General features: G+C 71.4%; 16 protein-coding genes. 4 read left to right on the top strand and 12 right to left on the bottom strand.

Translation table 11 applies throughout. From position 1 onward, the window contains the following. Window positions 1-2: 2 nt before the first annotated feature. The 5 genes from ACZ4AA_RS16880 to ACZ4AA_RS16860 all read right to left on the bottom strand — a co-directional run bounded on the left by ACZ4AA_RS16880 (window position 3) and on the right by ACZ4AA_RS16860 (window position 7,084). Complete coding sequence (locus tag ACZ4AA_RS16880; protein ID WP_467601913.1) at window positions 3-1,217, bottom strand: MFS transporter; 1,215 nt, start codon at window positions 1,215-1,217, stop codon at window positions 3-5. Between the two features lie 360 nt (window positions 1,218-1,577). Continuing rightward, window positions 1,578-3,650, bottom strand: coding sequence for a glycosyl hydrolase family 28-related protein (locus ACZ4AA_RS16875; RefSeq protein ID WP_467601910.1), 2,073 nt, complete (start codon window positions 3,648-3,650; stop codon window positions 1,578-1,580). Between the two features lie 211 nt (window positions 3,651-3,861). Beyond that, window positions 3,862-5,559 (bottom strand): outer membrane protein assembly factor BamB family protein, encoded by a 1,698-nt coding sequence (locus tag ACZ4AA_RS16870; protein WP_467601907.1) that lies wholly within the window; start codon window positions 5,557-5,559, stop codon window positions 3,862-3,864. A gap of 222 nt (window positions 5,560-5,781) precedes the next feature. Next, window positions 5,782-6,324: a GNAT family N-acetyltransferase gene (locus ACZ4AA_RS16865; protein ID WP_467601904.1), complete on the bottom strand. Its 543-nt coding sequence runs from the start codon at window positions 6,322-6,324 to the stop codon at window positions 5,782-5,784. A 112-nt stretch (window positions 6,325-6,436) separates the two neighbouring features. Continuing rightward, on the bottom strand, window positions 6,437-7,084 hold the full coding sequence (locus tag ACZ4AA_RS16860) for a TetR/AcrR family transcriptional regulator (RefSeq protein WP_467602480.1): 648 nt from the start codon (window positions 7,082-7,084) through the stop codon (window positions 6,437-6,439). Window positions 7,085-7,284: 200 nt separating this feature from the next. On the opposite strand from ACZ4AA_RS16860, the gene ACZ4AA_RS16855 reads away from it, so the two are divergent. Both ACZ4AA_RS16855 and ACZ4AA_RS16850 read left to right on the top strand, forming a co-directional pair. Further along, on the top strand, window positions 7,285-8,784 hold the full coding sequence (locus ACZ4AA_RS16855; RefSeq protein WP_467601901.1) for an MFS transporter: 1,500 nt from the start codon (window positions 7,285-7,287) through the stop codon (window positions 8,782-8,784). Between the two features lie 85 nt (window positions 8,785-8,869). Continuing rightward, complete coding sequence (locus ACZ4AA_RS16850; RefSeq protein WP_467601898.1) at window positions 8,870-9,781, top strand: GNAT family N-acetyltransferase; 912 nt, start codon at window positions 8,870-8,872, stop codon at window positions 9,779-9,781. Window positions 9,782-9,788: 7 nt separating this feature from the next. Here ACZ4AA_RS16850 and ACZ4AA_RS16845 read toward each other — a convergent pair whose 3' ends face one another. The 5 genes from ACZ4AA_RS16845 to ACZ4AA_RS16825 all read right to left on the bottom strand — a co-directional run bounded on the left by ACZ4AA_RS16845 (window position 9,789) and on the right by ACZ4AA_RS16825 (window position 14,840). Further along, window positions 9,789-10,106: a hypothetical protein gene (locus ACZ4AA_RS16845; RefSeq protein WP_467601895.1), complete on the bottom strand. Its 318-nt coding sequence runs from the start codon at window positions 10,104-10,106 to the stop codon at window positions 9,789-9,791. 169 nt (window positions 10,107-10,275) lie between these two features. Next, entirely contained in the window at window positions 10,276-11,295 is a 1,020-nt protein-coding gene (locus ACZ4AA_RS16840; protein WP_467601892.1) for a 3-oxoacyl-ACP synthase III family protein, read from the bottom strand. Next, window positions 11,292-11,945, bottom strand: coding sequence for an SRPBCC family protein (locus tag ACZ4AA_RS16835; RefSeq protein WP_467601889.1), 654 nt, complete (start codon window positions 11,943-11,945; stop codon window positions 11,292-11,294). Before ACZ4AA_RS16835 ends, ACZ4AA_RS16840 begins: the two co-directional genes overlap by 4 nt. Further along, complete coding sequence (locus ACZ4AA_RS16830) at window positions 11,917-13,827, bottom strand: thiamine pyrophosphate-binding protein (protein ID WP_467601885.1); 1,911 nt, start codon at window positions 13,825-13,827, stop codon at window positions 11,917-11,919. The genes ACZ4AA_RS16835 and ACZ4AA_RS16830 overlap by 29 nt, the downstream gene beginning before the upstream one ends. Beyond that, window positions 13,824-14,840: a GlxA family transcriptional regulator gene (locus tag ACZ4AA_RS16825; protein ID WP_467601882.1), complete on the bottom strand. Its 1,017-nt coding sequence runs from the start codon at window positions 14,838-14,840 to the stop codon at window positions 13,824-13,826. The genes ACZ4AA_RS16830 and ACZ4AA_RS16825 overlap by 4 nt, the downstream gene beginning before the upstream one ends. A gap of 241 nt (window positions 14,841-15,081) precedes the next feature. On the opposite strand from ACZ4AA_RS16825, the gene ACZ4AA_RS16820 reads away from it, so the two are divergent. Next, window positions 15,082-15,645: a GNAT family N-acetyltransferase gene (locus tag ACZ4AA_RS16820; RefSeq protein WP_467601878.1), complete on the top strand. Its 564-nt coding sequence runs from the start codon at window positions 15,082-15,084 to the stop codon at window positions 15,643-15,645. 79 nt (window positions 15,646-15,724) lie between these two features. Here ACZ4AA_RS16820 and ACZ4AA_RS16815 read toward each other — a convergent pair whose 3' ends face one another. Together ACZ4AA_RS16815 and ACZ4AA_RS16810 are read right to left on the bottom strand one after the other, a co-directional pair. Continuing rightward, window positions 15,725-16,387, bottom strand: a complete 663-nt coding sequence (locus ACZ4AA_RS16815) for a lysophospholipid acyltransferase family protein (protein WP_467601876.1) — start codon at window positions 16,385-16,387, stop codon at window positions 15,725-15,727. Between the two features lie 188 nt (window positions 16,388-16,575). Further along, window positions 16,576-17,691, bottom strand: a complete 1,116-nt coding sequence (locus tag ACZ4AA_RS16810) for a serine hydrolase domain-containing protein (RefSeq protein ID WP_467601873.1) — start codon at window positions 17,689-17,691, stop codon at window positions 16,576-16,578. A gap of 125 nt (window positions 17,692-17,816) precedes the next feature. On the opposite strand from ACZ4AA_RS16810, the gene ACZ4AA_RS16805 reads away from it, so the two are divergent. Further along, on the top strand, window positions 17,817-18,713 hold the full coding sequence (locus tag ACZ4AA_RS16805; RefSeq protein ID WP_467601870.1) for an AraC family transcriptional regulator: 897 nt from the start codon (window positions 17,817-17,819) through the stop codon (window positions 18,711-18,713). Window positions 18,714-18,811: the final 98 nt, after the last annotated feature.

Genomic DNA, 18,811 nt, shown 5'->3' with positions numbered 1-18,811 from the left:
GGTCAGTCCGCGGTACGGGCCGCTGTCTGCGGCTCGGCCACCGGCGAGGCCTGCGTGATCACTTCGGAGCGCCGGCTTCCCCGGTCCATGACACCGCCGGTGAAGGCGAGGCCCAGGCCGGCGACGGCGAGCGCCGCGCCGACCAGGTTGGGCGAGGCCCAGCCCCAGCCGGCCGAGATGACCAGGCCGCCGAGCCAGGCGCCGCCCGCGTTGGCCAGGTTGAAGGCCGAGTGGTTGGAGGCCGCCGCCATCGTCGGGGCGTTCTTGGCCTTGGCCATGAGCAGCATCTGGATCGGCGTGGTGATGAGGGAGCCCATCGCGCCGATGAAGGTGATCGTCAGCAGGGCGGGCACGGTGCTGTGGACCGCGAAGTAGAAGGTGACCAGGGCCGCGGCCAGCAGGACGAGCCCCCAGTACATCGTCGGGCGCAGCGCGCGGTCGGTGAGCGGTCCGGCGATCAGGGTGCCGAGGGTCATGCCGACGCCGTAGAGCGCGAGGACCCAGGTGGTCGAGGTGCCGGAGAGGCCGGTCACGTGCGTGAGCATGGGTACGAGGTAGCTGTACACGGCGAAGAATCCGCCGAAGCCCACGACGGCCGTGGCCAGACCGATGACGACCTGCTTGTTGCCCATGGCCCGCAGCTCGTGCCGGACACCGGACTGCTCCCCGCGCGGCTGGTGCGGGACGAAGGCGGCGAGCGCGGCCATGGCGACGAGGCCGATGACCGCGACGGCGCCGTAGGCGGAGCGCCAGCCCACATGCTGTCCGAGGGCCGTGGCGGCCGGGACGCCGACGATGTTGGCGATGGTGAGTCCGAGGAACATCTTCGAGACGGCGCGTGCGGCCCGGTCGGGGGTGACCAGCCGCGAGGCGACGACGGCGCCGACGCCGAACAGCGCGCCGTGCGGCAGACCCGCGAGGAAGCGGGCGGCGAAGAGCGTGCCGAAGTCGGGGGCGAAGGCCGACGCCGTGTTGCCGATCACGAACAGGCCGGTCAGCAGGAGCAGCAGCCGCTTGTGCGGGACACGCGCGCATATGCCCGTCAGCAGCGGGGCGCCGACGACGACACCGAGCGCGTACGCCGACACGACGTTGCCGGCGTGCGGTACGGACACACCGATTCCGTCGGCGATCTGGGGCAGCAGCCCCATCGTGGCGAACTCGGTGGTGCCGATGCCGAACGCGACGACAGCCAGGGCCAGCAGAGCCAAGGGCATGGTGCGGGAGAACCTTTCGAAGACAACGGGCCGGAGACCAGGAGCGGGGCGGTGCGGACGCGTCCGCGCACGGAGTGCAGCAATGACGCGAAGGCATCCATTCCAAGATCGCCCCACGATGTGCGGCACCGGGTCGGGCCCGGTGCCTCTGGCTGCGGTGGTCGACCCCGGCCGGTGAGCAAGGATAGCTGCTGGGGACACACATCCGCCCGGGCAGGGACCGGCACCCAAACGCGCCACGGGCCGCGCGCCACCGGCCGGGGGCGGAGGCTCGGGCAGGGGCTCGTACGGCGCACACCGCGGCGGCGGCCGATGGGGATCGGCCGCCGCCTGTGCGTGTCCGTCGGTGGGAGACGTTCCTCACCAGGGCGCCGGGGCCGGTGGCGGTACCACCGGGGGCCGGTCGTCGCAGGTGATGGTGTTCGGCAGCTCCCAGGACGCCAGCCAGGGCCCGGTCGTGCCGCCGCCGTCGTTGCCGCCGAGGTCGTTCACCGAGAACTCCGATCCGGAGGCGGGGAAGTTGAAGGAGCCGCAGTTGTTGACGCCGACCGCGCCGACGTCGCGGGCGTCCACGTTCTCGAAGGACGCCGATCCCGCGGAGCGGGCGCTGAGGACGGAGGTGCCGGTGCCGTCCACCCGGATGTCCTTGAAGCGGACGCCGCGGATCACGTACTTGTCCTTCACCGGGAAGTCGGAGACGAGCATGATCGCGTTGTAGGTGCTGTCGAGGAAGTGGTCGCCGGTGACCTGGATGTCGGCGTCGATGTCCCGCTCCAGGGCGTAGAACCAGATGGCGCCGAGGCCGATCTTCCAGTTGAGCTCGAACGGCCCCGAGCGGACCGTGGTGTTGTCCGTGATCCGCAGCTGTCCGGTGAACGGCTCGGCTCCGAAGCGCGATCCGACCTGGATGGCGCTGCCCTCTCGGACGGGGTCGGCTACGAGGTTGCCGGTGACCGTGTTGTCGGTGCCGCCGTACAGGGCGATGCCGTTGGCGAGGACGGGGCTCTGCACGGTGTTGTGGGCGAAGACGTCACGCGCGTCGCCGGTCTTCTCCGACCACATGGCCAGGCCGTCGTCGCCAATGTTGCGGACGAAGGTGTCCGAGACGCTCGAATCGCTCACGCCGGTATGGAAGTTGATGCCGTCGGCGATCTGGTCGGCGATCATGGTGCGGGTGACCCGCAGGCGGCTCATGGGGCCGTCGAACCACATGCCGACCTTGGTGTGGTGGAGGTAGAGGCCGTCGATCGTCGAGTCGTCGAGCGCACCGCCGATGGCGTTGACCTGGTCGGTGTCGACGCGTTCGCGTACGTCGCCCTCGACGGTGAAGCCGGAGAGGTGGACGTCGTGGCTGCCGCCGTCGGCCGCGTCCTTGCCGTAGAAGCCCACCCCGGTGTGGACCGAGCCGTCGGGGGCGGGGGCGCCGAGGGTGACCTGGTGGCCCTTGACGATCGTGTACCAGCTGCCGGCCCCGACGATCGTGACGTCGTCCACGACGATGTGGCGGTTCACCTGGTACGTGCCCGGCGGCACGTAGACCTTGAGGTGCCGCTTCCTCGCGGAGGCGATGGCCCGGTCGAAGGCGTCGCCCGCGTCACGGCGGCCGGTGGGATCGGCCCCGAACGCGATGACGTCCACCGCGTGCTTCTCGACGTGCGGGGCACCGACGACTTGCGTGTCGAGCAGGTCGATCACGGTCCAGGCCGCGGTGGTGTTCCTGGGTGCGGTGAGACGTACGGTCTCGCCCGCCGCGTACTTCTTGCCGAGCCGCAGGCGCTGCTCGTCGTAGAAGTGGCTGGGCCTGAACGGCTTGTCGATCGCGGGCGCCGGGGTGGTGGCGGCCGGGACGCAGCCGCATTCGGTGATCCACCAGTCGGGGTGCAGCAGGTCGCCCTGGGGGTCGTTGCTGAACGGGTACTGGTTGTAGAGCCAGGAGTACCGCGAGGTGAGCGTCATCGTGGTGCGGTGTCCGCCGTCCACGGTGACATCGAGGGGCGCGGTGATGCCACCGCCCCGCGGGGCGTCGGGGACGCTGTAGCGCACGGTGAGCGCGTCGGCCGCGCGCGGCAGGGTGAACTCGACGTACTGGCCCGGATTCAGGCGTACCGCCGCGCGGCCGGAGGCCTCCGAGGGCAGGGTGTAGGCGGTGCGGTCGGGGCCGATGACGGTGCCGTTCGTCGCCGCGCTCTCCGCCTCCTGCTCCACGAAGTCCACGGCGGCGCCGCGCCCCGTGACGAGGCCGGGATCGAGCCCGGCCCGGGTCACCGCGGGGGCGCCCTCGCGGCCGCCGTGCCCCGAGTCGGCCGGGGCCGGGGCCCCGAGCCCGAGCACGAGTCCTGCGGCGGCCGCGGCCACCACCGCGACCGCCCGGACCGGCCTTCGCGCACGGCCCCGGACCCGCTCCGCAGCCGCGTGGATGGAGTACCGCGCCATCGGGTTCTCGTCTCTCTCGAAGCGAAGGACACCGAGGGCACCTCGGTGCGCGGCGGCACGGCGGTCAGGGAGCCGTGCCGCTGCGTACCGGGACATTAGGGCGCCCCGAGACACCCCGACAAGACGTCGGACAACTCTTTTCGTCCTTCAGTAGAGATCCTGCAAGAATCCGTCGACTCTTTGCATCCCTTGCGTTCCTTGCGCTCGGGTCTCAGCTTCCGGCGGGCGCCGTCTCCGAGCAGGACCGGACCGCGCACTCCAGAATCCGGCCGTCGACGGTCCCGATGAGCAGGTTCCCGTTCGGCGCCACCGCCAGGGACAGTGCCGTGGTCGGCGTCCCGTCGATCGCGAGTTCGGTGTGCCACCGGACCGTGCCGTCGTCGGCGTCCAGCGCGGTCAGGGCACCCGAGTTGTACGCGACGTAGACCGTGTCCTCGTCGACGTCGAGCGCGGTGGCCGGATGATCGGTGCGGTGCTGCCACGTCACCGCGCCGTCGAGGGAGCGCCGTACGACATAGGCGCCACCGGGCTGGAGCCCGGCTCCGTCATGGACCGCCCCCGCGTGCACCAGGCTCTGCCCGATCTCGGCCGCCGGGCCGCCGAAGTGGTGCTCCTGGGGTGCCCAGGAGAGCGGGAAGAGCCGCCGGGTCGCGCCGTCCGCGCCCAGGGCCACGATCCATTTGTCCTTGTGCGGCGCGTCCGGCCGTGTGCCCACCAGGACGTACGGACGGCTCGCTCGGCCGACCGGGAACGGGTGGTTGAACAGGTCGAAGCCGCCGACTTCCTGGAACGGATGGGCTGATGGTTCGAAGGCGTCGGCCTCCGGGAGACGGTGATTGCGCGCCTCGGAGCCGTCGCCCGCCCGGGCCTCCGCCGGATCGGCGAGGCCGAACATCGTGAGCCGTTCGCCACGACGGTGCGTGTGGTCCGACGGTCTCACCAGCACCTTGCCGCCACCGGCGACCAGAACCGCGGACTCCGCCAGGCTCACCGTCTCCAGCACCTGCCCGGTGTCGACCGCCACGCGCGCGATCCGGGGTGCGGGGCGCTCCCAGCCTCCGTCGTCGCCTCGACGCATGCGGCGGTCGCCGTTGGTCCATACCGAGGCCCCGTCGGAGGCGGGGACCAGCTGGCGTCCGCCCTCGTCGTCCTCCACCACCCAGTCGCGTTCCCCCGACGGCGACCACGACTCCGCGAGGACCCCGTCCAGGGCAGCCAGTACACGGCCGTCCTTCCGGCCCTCGACGGCCCACACCCGTCGCCGGGGCGACCACCTTCGGCCGATCCCGGCGGCGAGGTCCGCGAGCAGACGGCACGTCTCGGCCCGGTGATCCGGCCGTGCGGCCGGCCGCACGGGCGCCGCGAGCTCCTCCGGTTCGATGTCCCTCGGCCCCACCGCTCTCCAGTCGTCACGGGAGACCACGACCTCGTGCCCCTGCTCGTGCGCGTCGTCGTTCTCCCAGTCGTCGGACGGTGCCAGCACCAGACGCAGCCGCGTCGGACCGCGCCATTCGACGCTCAGCACCTCCCGCGCGTACCGCAGCGCCGACACCACGGTGCCGGTGTCCAGGTGCAGCAGGAGGAGTTCGCCCTCGAACGCGTAGCCCCCGTCGTAGCACCCCGTGCCGACGGCCAGGAGCGGAAGCGCGGGGTGGAAGGCGGAGCAGTGCACCGGGTACCTCGACCGCACCAGGTGCTCGCAGCGCAGAGTGTCGCGGTCGTAGACGCCGATCCGGTCGCCCGTCCAGCGCGAGTCCGCCGTCCCGCTGCCGCTCCATTGCAGTCGGCCCACGTCACCGGCCACGGCGATCCTGCGCGAACGACCGTCGACGACGGCCAGACCGGGCAGTCCCGTCTCGGCGAAGGGCCCGTCGCCGAGCACACGTCGGACCTGCGGCAGTACGGTCATACAGGGTTCCTCCAAGGAGCGCGCACATGTCGAAGGCCGCCACCCCGTGCGCGGGGACGGCGGCCGTTCATGCTCGCGTTTCCGGCGACCGGGCGCCATCGGATATGCGCCTGCGGGCAGTGCGCTCCGCCGCGGAGAGCTTCGGTGATCCGGATCTCCGGACGGTTCGCATGGTCCGGATCAGGGGGGTGGATCAGGGGGGGTGAATCAGGGGGGCGTGGATCAGGGGCGGTCCAGGCCCCACGTCTGGAGGACGAAGGGGCGGCCCTTCTCCTCGCCCGTGATCGGCGGGACGTCGAGCAGTGCGAAGCCCGCCTTGGTGGCCACGGCGACGCTGGCGGCGTTCTCGGCCTCCAGCTCCAGGATCACCCGCTCCGCGGCCAGCCGCTCGAAGGCGTACGCGGCCATCACCCGTACCGCCCGGACGGCCAGACCCTGGCCGCGGTGGGCCGGGCCGACCGCGTAGCCGATCTCCGTTCCCTCGGGGGCCCGGCGCAGCATCACCTCGCCGAGCGGTGCCCCGCCGTCGACCGTGATCGCGAGCAGGACGGCCGTGCCCTCCGCGCGCAGTTGCCGGTCCCGGTCCAGGCGCGCGCGGGCGGCGGCCTCGTCGAAGGGGGAGACGATCGGTGTCCAGTACGCGACGTCGGGGTGGTCGAACAGCTCCGGCATCGCCGGCAGGTCCCCCTCCGTCCAGTCGCGAAGGACGAGGCCCTCCCCCGAGAGCTCGATCCGCTCGGGGAACGACGACATGGTGCTGCTCATGGTGCGGGACCTCCTGGCCTGTTCGGAACGAGGCAGGATAACCGGGACGGCCCGGGCGGCCGGACCCGCACGTCTCGGCGGGCCCGGGGGATCACCGGCGACCGGTGTCGCGTCAGGCGCCGGCCTGGAGACGCAGACCCGTCAGCGTCAGCTCCAGCGCCGAGCGGAACTGGTCGGCGTCGTCGTGGCCGTCGAACTCGTCGACGATCTCGTGCACGAACGGAAACTCCTCGGGGTCGAGCTCCCGCCAGGCCTCGGCGAAGCGGCCGAGGAACTCCTCGCGGTTCACGGCGCCGTCCAGGATCTCCTGGGGCGGCTCCTGCCCCATGTCGACGGCGGAGCCGACCACGACCCCGACGATCGCGGACACCGCGTGGAACCGCTGGTGCGCGGTGAGATCCAGGCGGAGGGTCTGCTGGCCGAGCTTCTCGTACAGGCGCAGGGAGTTGCCCTGGACGTCGGTGTTGCGCATGAAGTAGGCGCCGAGCCAGGGCCGGTCCACGATCGCGTCGAACAGCGTCACGGCCATCGCGCGCAGGTCGTCGATCGGGTCGTCGCTGCGGGGAAGGGCCTCGATGTCGGCCAGTACGGCGCCCACCACATGGTCGGTGGCACGGTCGAGCAGCTCCTCCTTGCTCGCCACGTACCAGTAGATGCTGGCGACGCCACCGCCGAGCCGCTGCGCGAGCGCCCGGAAGGTCAGCGCCGGCGCCCCGGCCTCGTCGAGCAGGGCCACCGCCTCGGTGAGCACCGACTCCATCGAGTGCGAAGCCCGTCGGCGCCCCTCGGTCGCACGGCTCGGCGGACGGGTCCCGGTCGCACGGTTCGGCAGGCGTGCCATGGCTTCCATCCCATCACTCTTGCGTCGTATCGAACGTTGTTCTATCGTAGCGCATCGTACGCCGTTCGATAGCCGTACACTGTTCGATAGACGAACGATGTTCGACCGGAAGGACTGCCATGACCACCGCCACGCTTCACCCTCCGTCCCGCACCTACCCGTCCCTACGCGCGGCGTGGATTCCCCTGGCAGCCCTCTGCCTGGCCTTCTTCGTCGAGATGGTCGACAACACGCTGCTGTCGATCGCGCTGCCCACCATCGGCCGCGACCTGGGCGGCGGGACGACCGCGCTGCAATGGGTCACCGGCGCGTACTCGCTGACCTTCGGCGGCCTGTTGCTCACCGCAGGCTCGCTGGCCGACCGCTTCGGCCGCCGTCGGGTCCTGCTCATCGGACTCACCGCGTTCGGCTCACTGAGCCTGTGCGTCGTCCTCGTCACCACGGCGGGCGAGCTCATAGCCCTGCGGGCCGTCCTCGGCATCGCCGCCGCGGCCATGGCCCCGATCACGAACTCCCTGGTCTTCCGCCTGTTCGACGACGCGGCCCTGCGGATGCGCGCCATGACGGTGATGATCGTCGTCGGCATGTCCGGCTTCGTCCTCGGACCGCTGCTCGGTGGCACCGCGCTGGCCCATGTGGGATGGGAATGGCTGCTGGTCGTCAACGCCCCGATCGCGCTGTTCGCCTGCGTCGGCGTCCGGCTCGGCGTCCCCGCCGACCGGCCGGAGGACCTGACCCACGACGCTCTCGACCTGCCGGGTGCCGCCCTGAGCGTCACCGCCATCGGTCTCGCCTGCTACTCGCTGACCAGCGGTGTCGAGCACGGCTGGCTCTCCACGACCACCCTCGCCTCGATCGTGGGCGCCGTCGCGGCCGCGGTCGCGTTCGTGTGGCACGAGCGTCGCAGCGCGGCCCCCATGCTGGATCTGCGGCTCTTCTCCAACGGCACCGTCCGCGGCGCCGCCATCGCGCAGATCGGGACCTCGATCGCGATGGCCAGCGTGATGTTCGGGCTGATCCTCCATTTCCAGTACGCCTACGGATGGAGCCCGGTGCGGGCCGGCCTGGCCAATCTGCCGATCATCGTGACGATGCTCGCCGCGACGCCCCTGTCCGAATGGCTCGGGCGCAGGTTCGGCCACCGCATCGCCTGCCTGGTGGGCGCGGCCTGCCTGGCCGGCTCGCTGGCGGGTCTGTCCTGGGCGGTCGGCCACGGCTACGCCGCCATCGCCGTCTGCATGGTGGTCATGACCGTGGGACTGCGCACCGTGATGACGATCTGCGCGGTCGCGCTCGTCGGCGCGATGCCGGCCAACCGCACCTCCATCGGTGCCGCCCTCAACGACACCGCCCAGGAGGTCGGTTCCAGCGTCGGTACCGCTGTGGTCGGCACCCTGATCGCCCTGCTGGTCACCACACAGCTCCCCGCCGGCACCTGGAGCGGCGACCTCGTCGCGTCGTTCTTCCACGGCGAACGGATCACGTACGGCCTGCTCGCGGTCGTCGTCGGACTGATCGCGGCCGGCGGCGCGCTGAGCCTCACCGACTCCCGCACTGTGGAGGAACACCCCGCGGAGGAACACCCCGTCGAGGAACACCCCGTCGAGGAAGCCGTCTGACGACGGCGTCCGACGACCCGCCGGTCCCCGCGTCCGCCGCCACCGAAGGCTTTCCGGCGTACACGCGGCACTGGGATCATGAACCATGCGACCCGATGACTGGCACCTCACCGATGACGTCGACGACTTCCTCGCCCGCGCCGGAGACTTCCTGCGCGGGCGGCCCGGACGCCACATCATGCAGCTCACCTGGGCCGAGAGGGTACGCAGCCGTGGGGCGAGCGCGTTCGGCTCCGGGGCGCCCCTCTTCGGTGTGCTGGAGCGCGGGGGCGAGGTCCACGCCACCTTCTACCGCCTCGCGCCCCGCGGATTCGGCCTCTCTCCGCTCACCCCCGAGCAGGCGGACGCTCTCGCCGCCCGTCTGACCGCCCTCGGGGACTCCGTTCCCAGCGTCAGCGCGGACCACGTCACGGCCGCCGTCTTCGCCGAGGCCTGGCAGCGGCACACCGGCGCGACCCCGAGACCGCGCGACACACGGCTGCGTCTGTACCGCCTCGAGACACTCACCCCACCGGAGCCGATGCCGGCGGGCCGCGGCCGCGTCCTGGGCGAACGGGACCTCGAACAGACGATGTTCTGGTGCGGCGAGTTCGCCGCGGCCGTCGGCGAAGAGGTGTCCATCAGCGCCGGCACCTGGGCCGGCACCCGCTTCGCCGACAAGCGCTACACCCTCTGGGAGACCCCGGACGGCACCCCCGTCTCCATCGCGGGCATGAACCCCCTCATCGGTGGCCAGATCCAGGTGGACATCGTCTACACCCCGGCCGGTCTGCGCGGGCACGGATACGCGGCCGCCGTGACGACGCAGGTGAGCCGCGCGGCACTCGCCGCGGGAGCGAAGGACGTGGTGCTGTTCGCGGACCGGTCCAACCCCGCAAGCAACGCCCTCTACCAGCGCCTCGGCTATCGCACGCTGACCGACTGGGCCGTGTACGACCTGCCGCGCGACACCCCCGAAGCCCCCGCCGCCGGGCGCGCCGGAAGGCTCGGCGGGTGAGACCTGCCTACGCGGTGTGGTGCAGCCAGCGCTGAAGCACGTCGTTGACGTCCGCGGGCAGCGCGCTGATCTGGTCGATGGCGGCACGGTCCTCGGGCATCGGCGGGACACCGGCGGCGGTGAGCGTCGCGTGCAGCGCCAGGCGCCGCTCGTCCCGTGGATCGAGGGTGTAGCCGATCCGGTGAGCGGGACGGGGCGTCGGCAGCAGGGCATCGAGGTCGTCGCGGGTCCTGGCCGCCACCGTCCACGCGCTGTCCTGCGGCTGTACGGCATAGGGGTCGACGAACGCGCAAGAACTGAGACTCTCGCTGCTGCACGGGGTCATGTCCGGCTCCTCACCGTAGGAATCGCTGTGCACTACGAGTCCAGAGTCCGAGGAGCACGGCTTCGGTTGCGTACACGGCCACACATCACGCCGACGGCGTCTTCGGCGGTTGATCACCTCGTGTGACCAGCAGACGGGCGGCGTGCGGTTTGGAGTCCCGCCGCGAGCGTCACTCCCGGCGCCCGTGCCAGCGGACCGCGACGGCTCCGGCGAAGTCGCCGGCGTGGGCGAAGCCGCCCAGCACCACCAGATCGCCGTCCTTCACCCGGCCCGAGCCGATCGCGTGGTCCAGGGTGACCGGGATCGCCGCTCCGAAGAGGTTCCCGCACCGGTCGAAGGTGTTCAGGTGCCGTTCGGCGGGCAGTTGCAGCGCCTCCCTCCAGTTGCGCAGGAAAGTGCGGTTCGGCTGATTGGTGACGAGGACGTCGATGTCCTCGGTCGCCACGCCGAGCCTGCGGCACAGGTCCGTGATCACCTCCGGGACCAGGCGGTTCCCGCGGGCCAGCACCTTCGCGACGCTCGCGTCGGTGAACCCGATCCGCAGCTGGGACTCCCCCGGCTCCCAGTATTTGCGCCCGTCGTCGAGCGCAAGGGTCATGTCACCGGCGTGCTCCGCGATGTGCCGGGTCTCGACGTCGAGGACCGGGGAGCCGGCCGAGGTCGTCACCCATCCCACACCGCAGCCGTCGCCCGGGATCGCGGCCTGCGCGAGCCGGCGCACCTCGGACTGGGTGAAGCACTGGCCCGCCGCGCTCTGCGCGTTGCAGATCAGCGCGGTCCGGGCGTCGGTGGTGCCGAGGATCTGCCGGGCCAGCTTCAGCATGTACACGAAGGAGGCGCAGCCCGCGTTCGCCACGTCGACGAGCCATTCGGGGTTGAGGCCCAGTCGGCGTGCGACCTCGGTTCCCGCGCCGACGAACGGCAGATCCGGCAGCTGGCTGTGCACCAACAGGACGTCGACGCCCCGGATCTCGTCCCTGCCGTGCCGTTCGATCAGGGGCTGCACGGCGCGTTCGATCATGTCCGTGTTGGTCTCGTCCGGGGCGACGTGGTGCCGTGTCAGCGGGACCTTGAACATGGGGTGACCGCGGAGCTTGTCCTCCGCCCCCGGGTAGTCGGTGTAGAACTCCGCGGGGACCGGATCGCCCGGAAGGTAGCCCGAGACGTCGGTGAGGCTGACCGTGGTCACCGGGCCACCGCCCGCGCGGGCGGCGCGCTGACGGGTTGGCCGTGGCGATGGCGGTGTTCCAGGATCGCCTTGAGGTTGTTCATCTCCACGGTGTGTCCCGCGTAGAACAGGTCCCAGTAGTCACCGACCCAGGGGCGGTCGGGTCGGGGCGCCAGGCCGGGGTGCGGGTTCGTGTCGTAGTACGGATGACGGCAGTTGGTCCAGGTGATCACCGATCCCGGCTTGCCGAGCACCAGTTGGGCCGGGACGACCCGCATCAGGTAGATCATCCACAGCTTGTCGCCCTGGTCCCAGGAACAGTGGTAATCCACCGTCATGGCCTCGGGGTTGGCGACCACCTTGCAGTAGATCCTGGTGTCCTCCTCCAGGCGGTCGTGGCCGACCCACAGCCCGGGTGTGTCCGAGGGGGCGAAGTCCCGCAGGCTGCACGTCCATTCCTCCAGGTGGTGGCCCTGACGGAGGTAGTCGAAGGTCTGCTCCGGCGGGCAGTCGACGTACTCGTGGATGGTGCAGTACCGCCCGTAGACCTGATGGTGGGGGTAGACGGCGTGGGTGAGTTCCACGCAGTGGGCGGTCAGTTCGTCCTTGCCCGGGTTCTCGATCCGCATCAGGCCGGGGATGTCAGCCGGCGTGGACGACTCGTCGCTCATCTGGGTTCTCCTTACTGTCGGGGTGTTCGGCACGGTCCGCACCACCGGCACGGTCGGTGTCACCAGGCACACGGTCGGCGTCACCACGGGCCCGGTCGGCGTCACCGCGGGCACGGTCGGCGTCACCACGGGCCCGGTCGGCGTCACCGCGGGCACGGTCGGCGTCACCGCGGGCACGGTCGGCGTCACCGGCTGCTTCGGCGAAGGGCTGGAAGGGGAGGAACGGAGGGATCTCCTTCGGATCGCAGTCCAGCGCCACGAACGCCGGGCCGCCGCCCGTGTTGCCGCGCAGCAGGGCCTCACGCAACCGCGTCGCGTTCTCGGCGCCGGTGACGTCGAGGGACGGGAAGGCGGCGGCCACTCCGGCGGCGATGTCGGTCCGCCCGAACAGGTCGTCGGTGCGGACGCCGCCCTGGAGGAACTCCTCGCGCAGCACGCACATGGCGTGGGCGTTGTTGTTGAAGATGACGAAGGTGACGGGTGCGCGGAGCTCCACCGCGGTGTGCACCTCCGCCCCGTGCATGAAGAAGGCGCCGTCACCGGCGAGTACGTAGGTACGCCGCCCGGTCGCGAGCGCGGCGCCGATGCCCGCGCCGAAGGTGTAGCCCATGCCTCCCATGCCGAGCGCCACGACGAATCGTCCGCGCCGCGGTGCCGGGAGGAGGTGGACCGCGCTGGCGCCCGTGTTGCCCGCGTCGACGAAGACGTGCGCGTCCTCGGGCAGTGCCGCCTCCACCGCGGCGAGGGCCTGGGCGTAGGGGACGGTCCGCGCGTGGGCGGCCGGGGAGTGGGGAACCGGGGTCGGTGTGGGGAGGGGTCCGGAGTGGGGCGGGCAGGCACGCGGGACCGGCGCGAGCCGGCCGGTCACCGCGCGGAGCGCGTCCCGCGGATCCCCGCCCAGCGCCGTGGCGGCCACGAACGGCTTTTCGGAGTCGAGGCATACGACGTCGGTGGCGGCCAGCGCCTGCTCCAGCCCGCCGCGCGCCAGAAGCGGCAGCCGGGTGCCGACCAGCAGGCACACATCGGCCCGGCGCAGACACTGTTCGACGTTGACATGACCCATCACCCCGGCGACGCCCGCGAAGTGGGGATGCCGGTTGTCGAACACGTCCTTCGCGTCCGGGGTGACCGCGACCCACGCCCCCAGTCTCCGCGCCAGCTCGGCCAGTTCAACGCGTGCGTCCGCGGCGGCGACGCCCTCACCGGCGATGACGAGGACCGTGTCCGCGCCGTGCAGGAGGTCCGTCGCCTTGGTGAGGGCGGCGGTGTCGAGCGGTGTGGACGGTGTCGTGGGCGGCGGCGCCGGTTCGCGGTCGGGCAACCGGATCCGTGCCTGTTGCACGTCCTTCGGCAGCAGCAGCACGGCCGGCCCGCGCGGCTCGGTCCGGGCCGCCGCGATGGCCCGCGGCAGCAGCTCAACCAGCGATTGCGCGTCCTCGACCCGGGCGCAGAACCGGGAGATCGGCGTGAAGACCTCGCGCGCGTCGAAGGAGCCCGCCTTGCCGCTGGTGTCCTGGAAGGCGCCCCGCCCCTCCTGGACGGTCGGCGGCTGGCCCACCAGGGCGAGCAGCGGCACCCGGGAGGCGTACGCCTCCGCGAGGCCGGGCACCAGGTTCATCGCGCCACCACCCGAGGTGGCGGCGACGACTCCCAGGCGCCCGCTGGTCCTGGCGTAGCCGTCGGCCATCGTGACGGCCGAGAACTCGTGCTTGGCGACCACCCCTTGGACGGTTCCGCGGCGGTGCACGGCGTCGTAGAGGTCCTCGATGTTGGCGCCACCGACGCCGAAGACATGGGTGACTCCCGCTCCGGCGAGCTCACCGGCCAGGTAGTCGGCCATGCGTACCGTCCCGGTCCCCTGTACATCCGCCACAACGGTCATACGGGGCTCCCCTCCCTCTCCTGGTGCCGGTCGACGAGGCCCGACGGCGTGATCACCTGAAAGCGGTGCCGGTACTCCCTCGGGGTGAGGCCGAGGGTCCGGCCGAAGGAGCGGAAGAAGGTCTCGGGAGCGCCGAAGCCGCAGCGGCCCGCGATCTGGCCGATCGGGAGGTCGGTCGTCTCCAGGAGTTCCCGGGCGCGGGCGATCCGTGTGCGCTGGACGTACTGCCCGGGAGTCGTGCCCACCTCGCGGCGGAAGACCCGGGAGAAGTTGCGCGGGCTCATGTTGGCCTGCTGGGCCATCTCGGCCACGGGTAAGGGGTTGTGGAGGTTCTCCAGGATCCACTCCTGCGCCGTCCGGATCGGCGGATGGTCGGCCAACTGGGCGTCCAGCATCGCGCTGAACTGGGACTGCCCGCCGTGCCGTTTGAGGAAGAGCACCAGGAACCGCGCCGTCTCCAGGGCGAGCGCCGCTCCGTGATCGGCCTCCACCAGGGCCAGCGCCATGTCGATCCCGGTGGACACGCCCGCGGAGGTGACGAAGGGTCCGTCCCAGACGAAGATCGGCTCGGCGTCCACCGTCACCGCCGGATACCGGCAGGCCATCGTCTCGCTGTAGGCCCAGTGCGTGGTGGCGCGTCTGCCGTCCAACAGGCCCGCCTCGGCCAGCAGAAAGGATCCGCCGCATACGGAGGCGACCCTGCGCGACCGGCCCGCGGCCTCGCGGATCCACGAGATCAGCGCCTCGTCGTGCAGCACCTCCGCGACACTCCACCCTCCCGGCACCAGAAGGGTGTCGACGGGGCCCAGGCCCGCTTCCAGCGGCCGTGCCGCCACGCTCACGCCCGAACTCGTGCGCACCAGTGGCGCGTCGGCGGAGACCATGTCGATCCGATAGGGGGCCGCCCCCGGATCGAGAAGCCGGTTGGCGATGTCGAACACTTCGATCGGTCCGGTGATGTCCAGCGCCATGGCACCGGCGTACACCACCACAACAACACGTCGCTCTGCCACGGTCACAGCCTGTATCGGATCTCGGACTGACTGCAATGACAGATCACTGTCGCATCCGGCCAACAGACGCTCACCACAAAGGAGTTGCGGCCCGCTGGCCAGGCGGTTCACCGGCGACCGTCGATTGCGCCGGGTGAGGTAACTCACAAGGGGCGAAGGGCGGTCCGACGCCGGCGCGGCGCCCGCGCGTTGCCGAATAAATCCGTTGGGCCTCCGGCCAGTCCTCGGGCATGATCGGCTGGTGGAGACCTACCTGCGGACCGAGCGTCTGACCCTGCGCCATTTCACCGCCGACGACGCGGACCTGCTGATCGAGCTGGACAGCGACCCGGCGGTCATGCGCTACCTGACCGGCGGCGAACCGACCCCGCCGGAGACCGTCCGTGAGCTCTACGTGCCGAACATCCTCGCCGGCTACGAAAGGTGGGATGGCAACCTCGGACTGTTCGCCGCGCACGAGAACGACGGCGGCGCGTTCATCGGCTGGTTCATCCTGCGTCCCGAGCGGGAGGGCCCGCTGGACGAGGTCGAACTCGGCTACCGGCTGCGGCAGGCGGCCTGGGGCAAGGGCTATGCCACCGAGGTCTCACGGGCCTTGCTGGAAAAGGCGTTCACGGATCTCGATGTGCGGGTGGTCTGGGCCGAGACGATGACCGTGAACCACGGCTCGCGCAACGTCATGAAGAAGCTCGACATGACGCTCACGGACACCATCCCGACGCCCTCCGACATGGAGATGGTCGAGGGCTCCGAGCAGGGCGGCGTCCGGTACGAGATCACCAAGGAGCAGTGGGAACAGCGATAGCCACGGATCGCCGCTCGCCGTCCGACCAGTCCACAACAGGCGGCGTTCGCCCCTTCGCGCGCCACTGCCTGCCGCGGCACTACGCGGCGAGCGCGGCCGGTTCGCCGAGGTGGGCGGCGGCCGTGCGCCAGGCGGCCGTCACCGCCGTACGGGCCCGTTCGGTCCCGGCGGCACCCTCCGTCGTCAGCTCGACCGGCTCGCCCACGTGCACATGCAGGCGCGGCCGGCGCAGCGGTGCCGTGAACAGGCCCGCGAGCTGTTTGGTCCTGCTTCCCGAGGTGACCCGACGGGCACCGGCCTGGCCCACGGGCACCACCGGAGCGCCGGTCAGCTGGACGAGCCGGGACAAGCCGCTGCGGAAGACTCCGGGTGCCTCTTCCGCCGCGTCGGCGCGGTGCGGGAGTCCGCCCTCGGCGTAGATCAGCACCAGGCGCCCGCGCTCCAGCGCCTCGACCGCTCCGTTCAGGGCGTCCGCCGCACGCCGGTCTCCCCGGTGGACGGGGATGTGCCCTTCCCGGGCGAGCGCGCGTCCGAGGACCGGGACGCGCCACAGTCCCGCGGTCGCCATGACGACCGGACGGACTCCGAGGCGGTGCAGCGCGGCGAGCACGACGGCGGGGTCGGCCAGCGAGGTGTGGTTCGCGGCGATGATGCTGCCGGGGGCGAGTTCGGTGCCCGCGTCGGTGCTGATCGTGAGGCGGCCGACGGCGGGCACCAGGACGTCGGCGAGGCGGCTGAGCATGTTCGTTCTCCCGGTCTCGACAGGGCTGGCCTTCATCGTCGGCCCCGAGCGTCCGCGGGGCCTGAGTACGCGCACTCATCTTCCGGTGACCGGTACCCAGGAGCGGCTGCCGTCGTCGGCGCGGGCCACCGTCCTCCGGCCGACGGGCGGCCACCGTCCACCGGCCGGCGCGGGCCCCCGTACCGGCGTCAGTACAGGCCGTCGTACGCGGCCATCACGATCTCCATGCCCCGGTTGTCCTCCTGCCCGTCCCGGTCGATCATCTGGTTCATGGCGTAGGCCACCGTCATGCGTGCGACGGGATCGTTCACGACCAGCGAGCCACCCCAGCCGCCCCAGCCGAAGGTGTTGCCGAACTTGGCGAAGCCCGCCGTCCAGGACATCGGCGTCCCCAGCACCCGGTCGTCGCCGCGGAACACCTCCTGCCACGCAGGCTCGCACCCCTGGGCGGACAGCAGGCGCACGCCGCCCGCCTCTCCCCGGTTCGCCAGGACCGACTGGACGAGGGCGACCGAGCGGGCGTTGCCGAAGCCGTTCACCGCGGGGATCTGCGCACGGCGCCAGGCCACGGAGTTGGCGTCCTTGACCCGGATCGTGACACCGGTGTTCTCCCGCCGGGTGCCGTCCGGACGGGTCGGTGCGGCCGCGGCGTACTCGTCGGTCAGTGACGGTGGCGCGATGAGCGGTGCGACTCGGTGGTCGTGCTCGGCGGAGAGCCCGATGTGGAAGTCCGCGCCCAGAGGTCCGGCCACCTCCTCGGCGAAGAACCGGCCGAGACCACGGCCGGTGACGCGGCGGACGATCTCGCCCACGAGGTAGCCGAAGGTGAGCGCGTGATAGCCGGCGGCCGTTCCCGGTTCCCACGCGGGCGCCTGCGCGGCCAGCCCCGCCGTCACGCTCTCCCAGGCGTAGAGGTCCTCGGGCTTCGTCGGCCCGGACAGCTCCGGAAGCCCCGCGGTGTGTGAGAGCACATGCCGTACGAGCACGTTCTCCTTGCCGGCGGCGGCGAATTCGGGCCAGTAGGCGGCGACCGGCGCGGACAGATCGAGCTCGCCCCGGTCGGCCAGGATCAGCGCGCACAGGGCGACCATGTTCTTGGTCGTCGAGTTCACGCCGGTCAGGGTGTCGCGTTCCCAGCCGACGGAGCGGTGCGCGTCGGCGTACCCGCCCCAGAGGTCGGCCACCGGCTCGCCTTCGAGGTACACGGCGGCGGAGGCGCCCACGTCGTCCTTGTCGAGCAGGACCGCGAGCGCGTCACGGACGGCGACGAAGCGCGGATCACAAAATCCCCTAATATCGGTCATGGGTGCAAGCCTCGGGCGACGGCAGGCTTGCCCGCCCGACAATTCCCGCACCGGTTCTGTCGGGTCGGGCGCGATCACATCCCTCCGCTCCGGTGAGGCGGCCGGCCAGGGAAGGACGGATACGCGTGCTGGAGCGGATGAATCAGGCGATGGACCACCTGGAGGCCTCCCTCGACCGGGAGATCGACATGGCCGAGGTGGCCAGGATCGCCGCGGTCTCGGAGTACCACTTCCGGCGGCTGTTCTCCGCGCTCGCCGGGATGCCGCTCCCGGTCTACGTACGGCGCCGGCGGATGACGCTCGCCGGGGCCGAGGTGCTGGCCGGAGAGCTGACCCTGCTCGATGTCGCGGTCCGGTACGGATACGGCTCGGCGGAGGCGTTCGCCCGGGCGTTCAGATCGCTGCACGGCATCGGGCCGGGCGAGGCCAGGCGTACGGGCGCGGTGCTCACGGCGCAGCCGCGCATGTCCTTCCGCGTCGTCGTCGAAGGCGGTACGACCATGCGGTACCGGATCGTGGAGAGGGAGGCGTTCCGGATCGTCGGCAGGAAGGCCCGGGTCCCGCTGGTGCGCGACGGGGTCAACGCGGACGCCGCGGCGCATCTGGAGAGCCTCGACGAGCGGGCGATCGACCGGATGAAGGAGCTGGCCGGGCAGGAGCCGGCCCCGCGTGAGCCGACCGGAATCCTGTCGGCGGCGGTGTACCTGACCGACAGCCGGGAGGAGGGCGCCGAGGCGGACTACTGGATCGGCGTCGTGACCGGTCGGGAAACGGTCGCCGGGGAACTCGACGCCCTCGACGTACCGGCCGGGACCTGGGCGGTCTTCGACACCCACGGGCCCTATCCGAGCGCCCTCCAGGAACTGTGGCGGGACGTGTTCACGCAGTGGTTCCCCTCGAATCCGTACACGACCCGGCCCGGTCCCGAACTCCTGCGGGTCCGGCCGGTGGAGACCGGCGCGGAGACCGGCTCCCAGCTGTGGATCCCGGTCGAATTGACCGGCACGAGCACCGGGGCCTGAACACCGGGGTTGCCTGTGGATGCGGAGCGCCCCTTTGCGCACGAAGCAACCTTGCGGAAAAAGTGATCATCTTGAGTGAGCGACAGCGGTATGCCCTG

Source organism: Streptomyces sp. NPDC024698 (assembly GCF_055559015.1).
Note: the sequence above shows the minus strand (reverse complement) of the source record. Positions and strands in the feature narration are given on the sequence as shown.

Coding starts and splice junctions, on each gene's coding strand:
- ACZ4AA_RS16810 (WP_467601873.1), bottom strand. CDS start 17,691: ATGACCGATATTAGGGGATTTTGTGATCCGCGCTTCGTCGCCGTCCGT.
- ACZ4AA_RS16815 (WP_467601876.1), bottom strand. CDS start 16,387: ATGCTCAGCCGCCTCGCCGACGTCCTGGTGCCCGCCGTCGGCCGCCTC.
- ACZ4AA_RS16845 (WP_467601895.1), bottom strand. CDS start 10,106: ATGACCCCGTGCAGCAGCGAGAGTCTCAGTTCTTGCGCGTTCGTCGAC.
- ACZ4AA_RS16870 (WP_467601907.1), bottom strand. CDS start 5,559: ATGACCGTACTGCCGCAGGTCCGACGTGTGCTCGGCGACGGGCCCTTC.
- ACZ4AA_RS16835 (WP_467601889.1), bottom strand. CDS start 11,945: ATGAGCGACGAGTCGTCCACGCCGGCTGACATCCCCGGCCTGATGCGG.
- ACZ4AA_RS16860 (WP_467602480.1), bottom strand. CDS start 7,084: ATGGAGTCGGTGCTCACCGAGGCGGTGGCCCTGCTCGACGAGGCCGGG.
- ACZ4AA_RS16875 (WP_467601910.1), bottom strand. CDS start 3,650: ATGGCGCGGTACTCCATCCACGCGGCTGCGGAGCGGGTCCGGGGCCGT.
- ACZ4AA_RS16850 (WP_467601898.1), top strand. CDS start 8,870: ATGCGACCCGATGACTGGCACCTCACCGATGACGTCGACGACTTCCTC.
- ACZ4AA_RS16865 (WP_467601904.1), bottom strand. CDS start 6,324: ATGAGCAGCACCATGTCGTCGTTCCCCGAGCGGATCGAGCTCTCGGGG.
- ACZ4AA_RS16830 (WP_467601885.1), bottom strand. CDS start 13,827: ATGACCGTTGTGGCGGATGTACAGGGGACCGGGACGGTACGCATGGCC.
- ACZ4AA_RS16855 (WP_467601901.1), top strand. CDS start 7,285: ATGACCACCGCCACGCTTCACCCTCCGTCCCGCACCTACCCGTCCCTA.
- ACZ4AA_RS16880 (WP_467601913.1), bottom strand. CDS start 1,217: ATGCCCTTGGCTCTGCTGGCCCTGGCTGTCGTCGCGTTCGGCATCGGC.